Origin of the sequence: Saccharothrix syringae, from assembly GCF_009498035.1 — a bacterium.
GTDB lineage: Bacteria > Actinomycetota > Actinomycetes > Mycobacteriales > Pseudonocardiaceae > Actinosynnema > Actinosynnema syringae.
The window spans coordinates 6,921,678-6,934,073 of record NZ_CP034550.1 but is presented as its reverse complement, the minus strand read 5'-3'; the positions used below and the strand labels follow the sequence as shown (position 1 = coordinate 6,934,073).

Here is a 12,396-nt window from a genome sequence, read left to right as displayed (position 1 = left end):
GTGATCTCGCGGACCGGGCACTCGGACAGCGTCGTCCGACTCCCTCCAGGAGGTCCCGTTGTCACCAGGTCGATTGATCCGGGCCGCCGTCGTCCTCGGCGTCGTGGCCCTGCTCCTCCCGACCACCGCCCGAGCGGCAGCGCCCGGGCCCGCCGACGTCCCGCGGATCGAGGTCCGGTACAACGCCGGTGACGAGGACCCGGCGGCCGGGCCGAACTCGTTAGTGGTCACGCGCAACGACTGCGACATGGTGTGGCTCGTCGACTACACGTGGGACGGGGGGCAGGGGCGCGTCCAGCCGCAGTGCGGTGAGACGCGGACCGTCTCCCTCGCGCCGCTGGGTTCCGACGCGCACCCGCTCCGGTGGCGCACCTGCTACCTGTCGGTCTGGCCGCACATGCCGCTGTTCAAGCTGGTGTGCGGCGACTACCACGAGGACGTCGTGCTCACCGGCTGACTCCGGGGGATCGGGGCGGCGTGCCGCGACGCCGCCCCGGTCCCGGTTCAGAACGGGTTGCCGGGCACGTTGAGGCGCACCTGGTAGAGCCCGAACCGGCCGGAGGTGCCGGAGGTGATGTAGAGGGTCCGGCCGTCCGGGCCGCCGAACGCCGCGTTGGTGGTGTTGCGGCCGGCGGAGATGGTGCCGAGCCTCGTCCCGGTGGGGGAGAAGACGTGCACGAGGCCGTCGTCGTAGGAGGCCCAGTACACGTTGCCCGCGCAGTCGACGGTCGCGCCGTCGGGCGTGCGGAGGTCGGCGAACGTCGTGCGGTTGCCGGGGGTGCCGTCGGGGGAGACGGTGTACTTCACGATCGCGTTGCTGCCGGTGGCACCCACGTAGAGCGTCGTGCCGTCGGGCGACAGGACGATGCCGTTGGGCTGCACCAGGGTGTCGTCGACGAGGTTGACCACGCCGTCGCGGACGCGGAAGACGCCGGTCCGCCCGCCCTGCTCGTCGGCGCGGTTGCCGCGCTGGAACGACGGGTCGGTGAAGTAGGTGGTGCCGTCCGGGCCGGTGGTCAGGTCGTTGGGCGAGTTGAACGCGCGGCCGAGGTGGTCGGCGGCGACGGTGGTGCGGCTGCCGTCGGTCAGGCCGTAGGAGGAGACGGTCCGGTTGTCGTGGGTGGCGGCGAGCAGTCGCGTGCCGTCCGGGGTGACCGCCAGGCCGTTGCTGCCGGACTGGGCGATGAACGTCTCGAAGGTCGCCGGCGGGGTGTACCTGAGCACGGCCGACGGCTGCACGCCCTGCGGGCCGGTGGGGTTCTGCATGTCCGACAGCAGCAGGGTGCCCGTGCGCTGGTCCCAGGTGGGTCCTTCGAGGAAGTTGAACCCACCTCGGACGAGCTGGGCCGTCACCGCCTGGCTCGGCAGCGGCGGGCCGTAGGTGGCGCCCGGCGTGCACGGCGAGGCCGGCGCGGCGTCGGCGACGGGGGTGACGGCGCCCGCGACGGCGACCGCCACCGCGGTCAGCGCGCGGCGGCGGCGCGGTGTCCGGGAACGGGGCATGGTGACTCCTTTTCGCGGTCCGGGCGAGGGCCCCGGTTCACCGTCCGAGGGTGACCTTGAGGATGCTTTCCCTGCTGTTGTTGGCGATGCTGTCCTTGTCGCCGTAGTTGCTGGTGGTCAGCCACAGGCCGCCGTCGGCGGAGGGCTCCACCGTGCGCAGGCGCCCGTAGGTGCCGTTGAGGAACTGCTGGACGTTGGTCAGGCCGTCGTCGGTGATCTCGGCCCGGTACAGGCGCGCACCGCGCAGGCAGGCGATGTAGAGGGCGTCGCGGACCACGGCGATGCCGCTGCACGAAGCCTCGGCGACGGGGTAGGTGTGCGCGGGCGCGACGAAGCCGGGTTCGTCGCAGCTGCCCCTGGTGCCCTCGCAGGCGGGCCAGCCGTAGTTGCCGCCGCGCACGATGAGGTTCGTCTCGTCCATGACGGAGTTGCCGAACTCCTGCTCCCACAGCCGGCCCCGGGAGTCGAAGGCCAGGCCCTGCGGGTTGCGGTGGCCGTAGCTCCACACCGGGGTGCCGAAGGGGTTGTCCGCGGGGACGGTGCCGTCGGTGTTGATGCGCAGGACCTTGCCGGCGAGGTTGTCGAGGTCCTGGGCCCAGTCGCCGTTCTGGCCGTCGCCGGTGGCGATGTAGAGCTTGCCGTCGGGGCCGAAGCGCAGCCGGCCGCCGTTGTGGTACTTGTTGCGCGGGATGCCGGTCAGCAGCACCTGCGGGTCGCCGGTGAGCGCGCCGTCGGTGTAGCGGATGCGCACCACCCGGTTGTCGGTCGAGCTGGTGTGCATGACGTACAGCCACGGGTCGGCGGTGAAGTCGGCGGCCACGGCGAGGCCCAGGACGCCGCCCTCGCCGTCGGTGCCCGTCGCGCCCGGCACCCGCCCGAGGCTGGTCTTCGCGCCGGTGGCGGGGTCGAGGCGGACGACCTCGAAGGTGTCGCGGCGGCCGAAGAGCACCTGCCCGTCGGGCAGGGTGGTCAGGCCCCACGGCAGGTCCGTCTCGGTGGTGACCCTGGTGACCGAGCACAGCGCGGTGGCGCAGGCGGCGCCCGTGGTGACCGCGACCGGCGCGCTCGGGGCCGAGCGGTTGCCCTGCGCGTCGCGCGCCCGCACCCGGTACTCGTAGCGGGTGTTCGCGGCCAGGCCGCTGTCGGTGAACGACCCGGCGGTCGGGCCGGTGACCGAGCCGACCTGGGTGTCGTCGCGCAGGACCTCGTAACCGGTGACGCCGACGTCGTCGGTGGACGGCGACCAGCGCACGGTGACCGTGGTGCCCGACGCGGTCGCGGTCACCCCCTCCGGGGTGGTGGGCGGCTCGGTGTCGGCCTGGCACTGCGGCACGGTGATGGTGACCGTGGCGCTGGCCTGGGAGACGTTGCCGGCGGCGTCGCGGGCGTTGACGTACAGGCCCCAGGTGGCGCCCGGCACCACGGTCAGCTCCGCCGACAGCGCGGTGCCCGGCACCGAGGTCATGAGCTGGCCGTCGTGGTAGACGTCGTAGAACGCCACCCCGACGTCGTCGGTCGACGCCGACCACGAGAACGTCACCCCGGTGCACGTCAGGTCCGCGACGCCGGGGTCGGTCGGCGCGGTCGGCGGGGTGGTGTCGTCGGTACCGGCCCCGAGCAGCCGCTGGGTGGCGCCGTCGGCGGCGGACGTGGAGCCCACGACACCGAGGACCGACAGCACCACCGCCGCCGCTCGGAGTCGCCTGCGGAAGGCGGTGCTCTTCCTGGTCGCGAGGAGGTCTCGCATGGTGTTCCTCCGGGGGAGACAGGCGAAATCGCATTGTTATCGCTAACAAAGGTCATGCGACATCGCGCCCCGTCGATGGCGGCCGACGTGCGCCGAAGTGGTCGAGCGGAGGTGTCCCTAGACGCGCCGGATGGCGGCCGTGGCGGGCGCCGAACCGGGTCTGGAGCGGAACGATGACGACCCGGACCGCTTTCGCGCACGTGGAGCCATGCTCCGCCTCCTTGCGAGCAGGGTGCGTGGTGTCGTCGCCAGATGCCGGGCCAGCATGTCTGGGAGCGTTCCCAGGGCACCGTAGCGCACGCTTTCCGCCACCGACAAGACCACTCCGGGGTTACCCGGATCCGGTTAGCGATAACACGGCGGGCCGAGTTTTTCGGGGTTCGGCGGTCCACCTGGTCCGCGGGCTCGACCCGACCCCGGTCGGGTCGAGCCCGCGGGGCTCACGCCGCGGTGCAGGTGGGTGAGGGTGTCGCGTTCGGGCCGTTCGAGGTGCCGACGAAGCCGAACGTCGTGCCGGCACCGGCCGGGAGGGTGCCGTTGTAGGAGGTGTTCCTCGCGGTCACGGAGGCGCCCTGGGTGGTCAGCACCGCGTTCCACGAGGAGCTGACCGACTGCCCGTCGGTGAACGTCCAGTCGACCGCCCACCGGCTGATGGGCGCGGCACCGGCGCTGACCCTGACCTCGGCCTGGAAGCCGCCCTGCCACTGCCCGGTGATCCGGTAGGTCGCGGTGCACCCCGTCGGCGGGGTACCCGTCGTGGTCGTGGTCGTGGTCGTGGTCGTGGTGGTGGTGGTGGTTGTGGTGGTCGTGCCCGGGCCGCCGAAGGCCGTGCTCATCGCCTGGTAGGCGGGTTTGGGCTGGAGGTTGGTGTCGAAGGGCAGCGCCGCGCCCTCACCGGGGAACACGCCCGGGATCCAGGAGTGGTTGTCGCTCAACCCCCAGGTCGTGATGCCGACGCACCTGGTCACCGCCAGGCACGCGTTGGTGACCTCGGCGTAGTCCCGCGCCTGCTGGGCCAGCTTCGCGCTGTCGGCCGGGGTCTTCATCCGGATGTCCAGCTCGGTGATCGCGACGTCCACGCCCAGGTCGGCGAACCGCTGGAGGTTCTGCCGCGTGGTGGACGGCACCTGGCCGACGATCAGGTGCGCCTGGAACCCGACGCCGTCGATGGGCACGCCCTGCTGCTTGAACGCCTTGACCATGTTGTAGACGCCGTCGCTCTTCGCGCCGATGCCGTCGGTGTTGTAGTCGTTGTAGTAGAGCTTCACGGTCGGGTCCGCGGCGCGGGCGGCGCGGAACGCCTCCGCGATGTAGCCGTCGCCGAGCTTCTGCTGCCAGAACGACTGCCGCCGCGTGCCGTCCTCGGCGAACGCCTCGTTGACCACGTCCCAGGCGAACAGCTTGCCCTTGTAGTGCCCCATGACGGTGTTGATGTGGTTGACCATCGCCGTGCGCAGGTCGGTCGCGGACAGGCTCTGCACCCACGCCGGGGTCTGGCTGTGCCAGACGAGCGTGTGCCCCCGGACCTTCTGGTTGGCGGCGACCGCGCCGGCGACGACCTGGTCGCCCCGGGTGAACGTGAAGCCGCCGCGGCTGGGTTCGGTGGCGTCCCACTTCATCTCGTTGCCGGGCGTCACGACGCCCGCCTCCCGCGCGCTCAACGCGCGGTAGGCGGAGTCGTTGAAGTCGCCCGCGGTCATCGCGTTGCCGAAGTACCGCCCCCTGGCCGCGGCGAGGTCGCGCAGGGGCGCGGCGGCCGACGCCGCGGGCGACAGGGCGACGGTCAGCGCGGCGGCGGACGCCAGCGCCGCCGCCACCGCCCCGAGCCTCGTCATCGTGCTGGTCACTGTGCCTCCCGGTCGGTTGGCTGCTCTGGGTGCGCCACGGCGGCCGTCACCCCGCGGCGCACGGCGCGCCGTTGAGCGTGAAGCCGCCGGCGGCGGAGTCGTCGCCGGTGTGGGTGGCCTGGAAGCCGATCGACACCGACCCGCCCGCCGGGACCTGCGCGTTGTAGTCGACGTTGCGCGCGGTCACCTGGCCGGTGGTCGGCGAGTAGCTCGCGCTCCAGCCACCGGTGATGGCCTGCCCGCCGGGCAGCGTGAACCGGAGCTGCCAGCCGTTCAGGGCCGTGGCGGAGGTGATGGTGATCGTCTCGGTCAGGCCGTTGTTCCAGGCGTTGACCGCCGCGGTGACCTTGCAGGCGTCGGGCGGGACCGACGTCGTCGTGGTGGTCGTCGTGGTGGTCGTCGTGGTGGTGGAAGTGGTGGTCGTGGTGGAAGTGGTGGTCGTCGTCGTGGTGGTGGACGGGCGGTCCAGGCCGAGGAAGGCGATGGAGTACGCGAGCATCCCGGCCTGCGGCAGGGTGTGGCCGGTGCCCTGGATGCTGATGCCCTCGATGGTGGCGTTGGTACCGGTGTTGCCGTAGCGGGTGCGGGTCCAGCTCGACTGCGGGTAGTCGGTGAACGACGGCGTCCGGCTCAGCCCGTGGAGGTTGGTCCACTGGTCCAGCGCCTCGCCGAAGTTCGGGTAGGCCAGCGTGGTGTCGGTCGTGCCGTGCCACAGCTGCATCCGCGGGTACGGCCCGGTGTAGCCGGGGTACATGGCCCGCGCCTGGTCGCCCCACTGCTGCGGGGTCTTCAGCAGGTTCCCGCCCGAGCACTGGCTGTTCCACAGCGACCCGTTGGTGGTCGCGAAGCAGCCCGCCGGGACGCCCGAGTACGCCGCGCCCGCGCTGAACACGTCCGGGTACTGGGCGGCCAGCACGTTGGTCATCATCGCGCCGGACGAGAAGCCGGCCACGACGATGCGCCCCGGGTCGACGTTGTAGCGCTGCCGCGCGTAGGACACCATCGACATGATGCCCGTGGAGTCACCGCCGCCGTTGCGGCGCAACGCGTTGGCCGTGGACACGTCGAAGCAGCGGCCCTCGCGGGTGGCCTCCGGGTAGACGATCACGTACCCGTACCGGTCGGCCGCGGTGGCGTAGTCGCGGCCGTTGCCGTTGTGGACGGCGCTCGCGGAACCGCCGCAGTAGTGCACCATGACCAGCAGGGCGGGACGTGGTGCCACCGCGTCGGGTGCGTAGACGTACATGTTCAGGCCGGTGGGGTTGGTGCCGAAGTTCGTCACCCGCACCAGCGACGCCGCGTTCGCGGGTTGCGCGACCACCGCCAGCACGAGACCGGCGATGAGCGGCAGCACCGCGGCGACGACGGCCGTCAGCCTGCTCTTGACCACGTGGGCCTCCGTTCGTGTTGTTCGGGCGGCGGTCAGGGGGTGGTGAGGTCGAACTTGCGGACGGTCACCGCGCCGCCGAGGGCCTGGGTGGCGTGGTTGAAGATGCCGAAGCGGTAGCCCATGAAGAACTGCCAGGTGTTGTTGAGGGTGAACGTCGGCCCGAGGGTGGTGAAGTTGGTGCCGTCGGTGCTGTAGGAGAACCTGGCGACGCGCCCGGAGCCGGGTCGGATGTCGGCGTTGACCCGCAGCCAGATCCGACCGCCGGAGATCGCGGCGCCCGCCGCCTCGCTGCCGGTGCTGGTGGTGCGCCAACTGCCGTCCATGGCCAGGCCGGTGGTCATGGAGACGCGGGTCTGGCCGTTGTCGCGCTTGACGCCGATCCAGGCCGAGGACTGGCGCAGCATGGCCAGGCCGGACCGGTCACCGTCGCGCATCGCGCTGTAGTCCAGCTCGATGGTGGCCGTGGAGGTGGGGCCCTGGATGCGGTGGGTCAGGGTGTTGCGGGCCGCGTAGAGGTCGCCCGTGACCGTGGCCGTCTGGAGCGTCAGGCCGTTGTTGACCGAGTAGCGGGAGGTGTCCGGGTCGTGGTTCCACTCCCACTGCGGGCCCAGCGCCGTGCCCGGGAAGGTGTCGGTGCCGGTGAGCGGTTTGACCGGGCGGGTGGGCAGCGGCGAGGGGTAGTTCGCGCCCCAGCGGCCGTTGACCGTCTGCAGGGTGGGCCAGCCGTCCGAGGTCCAGGTGATCGGGGCCAGCGCGGGGACGCGGCCGCCGGGGTAGGCGTCGATGAACGCCATGTAGTACCAGGCGCCGTTCTGCGTCTGGACCAGGCCGCCCTGGTGGGGCACGCCGCCGCCGGAGATCGGACCCGGCAGGTCGAGCAGGACCTGGCGGACGGTGTAGGGGCCGAAGGGGCCGTTGTCGGACTTGAGGACGTACTGGCCGTTGGCGGGACGCGTCAGCCAGATGTAGTAGCTGTTGCCCCGCTTGTAGAAGCGCGAGCCTTCCAGCGTGCCGATGTTGGAGGGCGTCTGGAACACCTGCTGCGCGCGGACCTGGCTGCGCCCGTCGGCCGACAGCTGCGCGACGCTGATGGTGGAGTTGCCGTACGCGACGTACATGGTGTCGTTGTCGTCGATGAGCATGCCGGCGTCGTAGTAGCAGTTGTCGATCTGGGCGTGCCGGTTCCAGGGGCCCTCGACGCTGGTGGCGGTGTAGATGTAGGTGTCGTTGAAGTCGATGCACCCGGCCCAGTAGTAGGTCCGGTTCGACGGCCGGTACTGCAGGGTCGACGCCCAGATGCCGTTGACGTAGGCCCGCTGCCCGTTGGTGAGGTCGTACTTGGTGCCGAAGTCCAGCGAGGGCACGGAGTGGCCGGCGAACTCCCAGTTGACCAGGTCGTAGGAGCGCAGGATCGGCGCGCCGGGCGAGTAGTGCATGGTGGAGGCGGTCATGTAGTAGACCTCCCCGACCCGGATCACCTCCACGTCGGCGAAGTCCTGCCACACCACCGGGTTGGTGAACTGGCCACCCGGCTGCTGCGACGTCGTCGTGGTCGTGGTCGTCGTCGTGGTGGGGCCGGTGCCCAGGCGGACGAGCTGCCACTGCTGGTTGGTGCCGCCCCAGTCGTTGTACTGGACGATGTTCGCGCCGTCGTTGGTGGCGGCGTTCTGGACCTCGACGGCCTTGTTGCTGTTGCGGTTGATCAGCCGCACGTAGCCGCCGTCGGAGTCGGCCAGCCGGAACTGCTGGTTGGTGCCGTTGCCGTCGGTCCACTGCTGGATGGCGGCGCCGTCGGCGGTGGAGGAGCCGGGTACGTCGAGGACCTTGCCGGAGTGGCGTGATTTGAGGCGGTAGTAGCCGCCGCCGGAGTCGACGAACTGCCACTGCTGGTTGTTGCCGTCGTTGCGGGTCCACTGGGTGATGCGGCCGCCGTCGGCGGTGGAGAGGTTGTAGACGTCCAACGCCTTGCCGCTGCCGCGGTTGACCAGGACGTACCACGCGTTCGTGTCAACGGTGGCGGCCGAGCCGGTCGCCGAGCCCGCGATGACCATCGCACCTCCGAGGGCGACCGCGGCCAGCACCGCGGCCACCCGCGACCACCGGGCACGTCGGCGCGCGAGGCGCCCTGGCAGTTGATCGGGGAGGGACATGACAGCTCCTTGCCCGCCGCGCCGGGCGGGGATGCGGCCCGGGCCCCGCACGGCGTGCGGGGCCCCGGGGTCGGTTGGCAGGGGAAGTGCTCCTTGCGGTGTCCGGGGCGGATCAGCCGACGCGGACGAGTTGCCACTGCTGGTTGGTGCCACCCCAGTCGCTGTACTGGACGACGTTGGCGCCGTCGGCGGTCGAGGCGCCCTGCACCTCGACGGCCTTGCCGCTGTTGCGGTTGACCAGCTTGGCGTAGCCGTCGGAGACGGTGACCAGGAACTGCTGGTTGGTGCCGTTGCCGTCGGTCCACTGGACGACGGAGCCGCCGTCGGCGGTGGAGAAGTTGTAGACGTCGAGCACCTTGCCCGACAGCCGGGACTTCACCCGGTAGTAGCCGCCGCCGGAGTCGACGAACTGCCACTGCTGGTTGTTGCCGTCGTTGCGGGTCCACTGGGTGATCCGGGCGCCGTCGGCGGTGGAGAGGTTGTAGACGTCGAGGGCCTTGCCGCTGCCGCGGTTGACCAGCGCGTACCACGCGGTGGTGTCGATCGTCCCCGGCGGGGTGGTGGTGCCGCCGTTGAGGGCGTTGAGGACCGAGGTGTAGGCGGCCTTCTTGTTGCCCGAGGCGTCGAACAGCAGCGGGTTCTGGCCGGTGCGCCAGGAGTCGCTGTCGCGGATGCCCCAGACGGTGATGCCGGTGCAGCGGGCCACGGCCAGGCACGCGCGGGTGACGGCGGCGTAGGCGTTGGCCTGGTTGGAGCCGGAGATGTCCAGCTCGGTGATCTGGACGTCGACGCCGAGGTCGGCGAAGCGCTGCAGGTTGGCCTGGTAGTCCGAGGGGGCCGAGTTGGTCAGGTGCGACTGGAAGCCCACGCAGTCGATCGGCACGCCCCGGGACTTGAAGTCCCGCACCATGTTGTAGATGCCGGTGGACTTGGCGTTGATGCCGTCGGTGTTGTAGTCGTTGTAGCACAGCTTCGCGCCCGGGTCGGCGGCGCGGGCGGTGCGGAAGGCGACCTCGATCCAGTCGTTGCCGGTGCGCTGGAGGTTCGAGTCGCGCCGGCCGCCGCTGCCGCCGTCGGCGAACGCCTCGTTGACCACGTCCCAGGCGTAGATCTTGCCCTTGTAGTAGGACGCGACCCGGCTGATGTGGTTGACCAGCGCCTGGCGCAGCGCCGAGCCCTCCATGCGCTGCATCCAGCCGGGCTGCTGGGCGTGCCAGGCCAGCGTGTGGCCGCGCACCTTCATGCCCCGGCTGAGGGCGTGGTTGGCGATCCGGTCGCCGTTGGTGAACGTGAACTGGCCCTGGTTGGGCTCGGTCGCGTCCATCTTCATCTCGTTCTCGGGCGTGACGCTGTTGAACTCCCGGTTGAGGATGTTCACGTAGGTCGAGTCGCCGAGCCTGCCCGCCGCGATGGCGGCGCCGAAGTAGCGGCCCTTCTCCGCCGCCGCCGTGCCCAGCGTCGTGCCCGCCTGGGCCGAGCCGGTGAACGCCACCGCCATCATGGTGGCGACCAGGCCCGTCACGAGCAGCAACGCCGTTGTTCTCGACCGCCGCGCGGGCGCCGGTCGATTGACCGCTCGCATCGAATGGTTCATCACGTGTCCTCACGGATTGGGACGTTGATTCAGAGCTTTGCTGTTAACGCTAACAATTAAGAGGTCCAACCTCCTCGGCGCAAAGGGGAGGGCGCTGGGGTGCGGTAGTCGTCACCGCGGGTACGCGTCGTGCCTCTCAGACTGTGAACGATGGCGCAGGGCCGGTCAAGGTGCGCCGAAAATGTTTCGTGCAGGTGGGACCCCGTGTCGCGGCCGGCGGGCGTGCGGTCGGGCGCGCGGCGGCGCCCCCGGCGGCGCAGCCTGGTCGAACGCCGTTCGACGGCGAATTCCGCAGGACGAGCTAAAGTTAACGCAAACATTTTAGCTGTCCGGGAGCGTTGACCGGACCTCGCGGGGATGGTTACCGTGCAGAGCGGTGGACCGGGTCGCAGCGCATTGGTGCGACCACCCGTCAAAGGTGACGTGGAGGAGGGTCGATTTGGGTTGCGCCGCCGTTTCGACCCGTTGTGCCCGTTATGGGCGAGGCGCTCTCAGCGCCGTTGTCCCGGCAGCCGGTAGACGCGGGCGGCCGTGCCGCCGAAGACCTCGTCGCGCTCGGCGGCGGTGAGCCCGGCGGTCAGCTCCTCGGCCGCCGCGACGACCTCCCGGTACGAGCCGGCGAGCAGGCACACCGGCCAGTCGGAGCCGAACATCACCCGCGACGGGCCGAACGCGTCCAGCACCACGTCGGCGTACGGGCGCAGGTCCGCCGCGGTCCACCCGGCGTGGTCGGCCTCGGTGACCATGCCCGACAGCTTGCAGGCGACGTTCGGCTCGGCGGCCAGCTCGCGGATGCGGGACTCCCACGGCTCGCGCCCGCCGGCGGCGATCGGGGGCTTGGCGAGGTGGTCCAGGACGAACGTCGCCCCGGGCAGCGCGCGCACGACCTCGATGGCCGCGGGCAGCTGGTGGACGAGGACGAGCAGGTCGTAGACCAGCCCCGCGCCCGCCACCGCGCGCAGCCCGCGCCGCACGTCCGGCCGGGCCAACCAGCGCGGGTCCGCCTCGCCCTGCACCAGGTGCCGCACGCCGACGAGCAGGTCGCCGCCGGGGCCCGCGCGCAGGGCGGCGAGCGCGTCGCCCACGCCGTCGTCGGTGAGGTCGACCCACCCGACGACACCGGCCACCAGCCCGTCGCTCCCGTCCGCCAGGGACAGGAACTCCGCCGTCTCGGCGACCTCCGGGAGGACCTGGACCAGGACCGTCCGGTCGATCCCCGCCGCCGAGGCGACGGGGGAGAGGTCGTCCAGGGTGAAGTCGCGGCGGATCGCGGCCGACCCCGGCCCGGCCAGCCACTCGTGGGCCCGGCGGCCCGGCCCCGGTCCGCCCGGTGCCCCCGGCCGGAGCCGCCAGAGGTGGTGGTGCGCGTCGATCCTGGTCACGTCGCCTCCCGCCCGGCCGGCGCCAGGTGCTCGCGCAGCCACCTCTCGGTCGTGTTGACGTGCACGAGGGCCGCGGCCTGGGCCAGGGCGGCGTCGCGGTCGGCCAGGGCGTCGTGGATCGCCTGGTGCTCGGCGAGCGTGCGGTCCGCCGCGTCGCCGTCGGCCAGCCCCCGCCACACCCTGGCGCGCAGGGTGCGGCCGGAGATGCCCTCCAGCAGGGTGGCCAGGGCCGCGTTGCCGGTGGCGGCGACCACCGCCCGGTGGAACGCGGCGTCGTGCCGGTTGAGCAGCTCCACGTCGTCCCGGGCGGCGCGCATCGCGTCCAGGTGCCGCCCGACCTCGTCGAGCTGGCGGCGCGAGATGCGGGTGGCCGCGAGGCCGGTGGCGACCGGTTCGAGCAGCCTGCGCACCTCGGTCAGCTCCAGCAGCGTCTCGCCCCGCAGCAGCTCCACGGCGGACGCGACGCCCCCGAGCAGCACCTCCGGGCCCAGGCTGGTCACGTAGGTGCCGTCGCCCCGCCGGATCTCCAGCACCCGCGCGAGGACCAGCGCCTTGACCGCCTCCCGCATCAGGTTCCGGGACAGGCCCAGCTCGGCGGCCAACTGCTGCTCGGGCGGCAGCTTGGCCCCCGGCGGCAGCTCGCCGGACCGGATCAGGTCCCTGATCCGGTCGATCGCCTTGTCGGTCAGCGACATCGGACTCCCCGGTCCCGTGCGGGTGTGCGGCGGCAGGCTAACAAGACATCCCATCTCCCGGAAGGACTCGGCCGTCCGGGTGTTCGCG

8 protein-coding genes and 2 pseudogenes are annotated in these 12,396 nt (G+C 71.6%); 1 reads left to right on the top strand and 9 read right to left on the bottom strand.

Annotated features, from left to right (window positions below; genetic code table 11):
• Window positions 1–58: 58 nt before the first annotated feature.
• Window positions 59–457 carry a hypothetical protein gene (locus tag EKG83_RS29390; protein ID WP_153278526.1) on the top strand — a complete coding sequence of 133 codons (399 nt, stop codon included), beginning with the start codon at window positions 59–61 and terminating at the stop codon, window positions 455–457.
• Window positions 458–504: 47 nt separating this feature from the next.
• On the opposite strand, the gene EKG83_RS29385 is transcribed toward EKG83_RS29390, so the two are convergent.
• The 9 genes and pseudogenes from EKG83_RS29385 to EKG83_RS29350 all read right to left on the bottom strand — a co-directional run bounded on the left by EKG83_RS29385 (window position 505) and on the right by EKG83_RS29350 (window position 12,308).
• Window positions 505–1,503 carry an SMP-30/gluconolactonase/LRE family protein gene (locus EKG83_RS29385; RefSeq protein WP_033435860.1) on the bottom strand — a complete coding sequence of 333 codons (999 nt, stop codon included), beginning with the start codon at window positions 1,501–1,503 and terminating at the stop codon, window positions 505–507.
• 37 nt (window positions 1,504–1,540) lie between these two features.
• The gene (locus EKG83_RS29380) at window positions 1,541–3,250 is read right to left on the bottom strand and encodes a PQQ-dependent sugar dehydrogenase (protein WP_084717203.1); all 1,710 of its coding nucleotides are present in this window, start codon (window positions 3,248–3,250) and stop codon (window positions 1,541–1,543) included.
• 440 nt (window positions 3,251–3,690) lie between these two features.
• A complete protein-coding gene (locus EKG83_RS29375; protein WP_228122266.1) occupies window positions 3,691–5,097 on the bottom strand; it encodes an endo-1,4-beta-xylanase in 1,407 nt (468 codons plus the stop codon).
• Window positions 5,098–5,143: 46 nt separating this feature from the next.
• On the bottom strand, window positions 5,144–6,487 hold the full coding sequence (locus EKG83_RS29370; RefSeq protein ID WP_033435859.1) for an extracellular catalytic domain type 1 short-chain-length polyhydroxyalkanoate depolymerase: 1,344 nt from the start codon (window positions 6,485–6,487) through the stop codon (window positions 5,144–5,146).
• Window positions 6,488–6,519: 32 nt separating this feature from the next.
• On the bottom strand, window positions 6,520–8,637 hold the full coding sequence (locus tag EKG83_RS29365) for an RICIN domain-containing protein (protein WP_194282946.1): 2,118 nt from the start codon (window positions 8,635–8,637) through the stop codon (window positions 6,520–6,522).
• 115 nt (window positions 8,638–8,752) lie between these two features.
• Window positions 8,753–9,181 (bottom strand): annotated as a pseudogene (locus tag EKG83_RS48450) (RICIN domain-containing protein); the annotation flags it as partial.
• 96 nt (window positions 9,182–9,277) lie between these two features.
• A pseudogene (locus EKG83_RS48445) lies at window positions 9,278–10,135 on the bottom strand (endo-1,4-beta-xylanase); the annotation flags it as partial.
• A 587-nt stretch (window positions 10,136–10,722) separates the two neighbouring features.
• Window positions 10,723–11,613, bottom strand: a complete 891-nt coding sequence (locus EKG83_RS29355; RefSeq protein ID WP_033436007.1) for an amidohydrolase family protein — start codon at window positions 11,611–11,613, stop codon at window positions 10,723–10,725.
• Window positions 11,610–12,308, bottom strand: coding sequence for a FadR/GntR family transcriptional regulator (locus EKG83_RS29350; protein ID WP_033436008.1), 699 nt, complete (start codon window positions 12,306–12,308; stop codon window positions 11,610–11,612). The genes EKG83_RS29355 and EKG83_RS29350 overlap by 4 nt, the downstream gene beginning before the upstream one ends.
• Between the last annotated feature and the right edge of the window lie 88 nt (window positions 12,309–12,396).

Coding starts and splice junctions, on each gene's coding strand:
- EKG83_RS29350 (WP_033436008.1), bottom strand. CDS start 12,308: ATGTCGCTGACCGACAAGGCGATCGACCGGATCAGGGACCTGATCCGG.
- EKG83_RS29365 (WP_194282946.1), bottom strand. CDS start 8,637: ATGTCCCTCCCCGATCAACTGCCAGGGCGCCTCGCGCGCCGACGTGCC.
- EKG83_RS29380 (WP_084717203.1), bottom strand. CDS start 3,250: ATGCGAGACCTCCTCGCGACCAGGAAGAGCACCGCCTTCCGCAGGCGA.
- EKG83_RS29385 (WP_033435860.1), bottom strand. CDS start 1,503: ATGCCCCGTTCCCGGACACCGCGCCGCCGCCGCGCGCTGACCGCGGTG.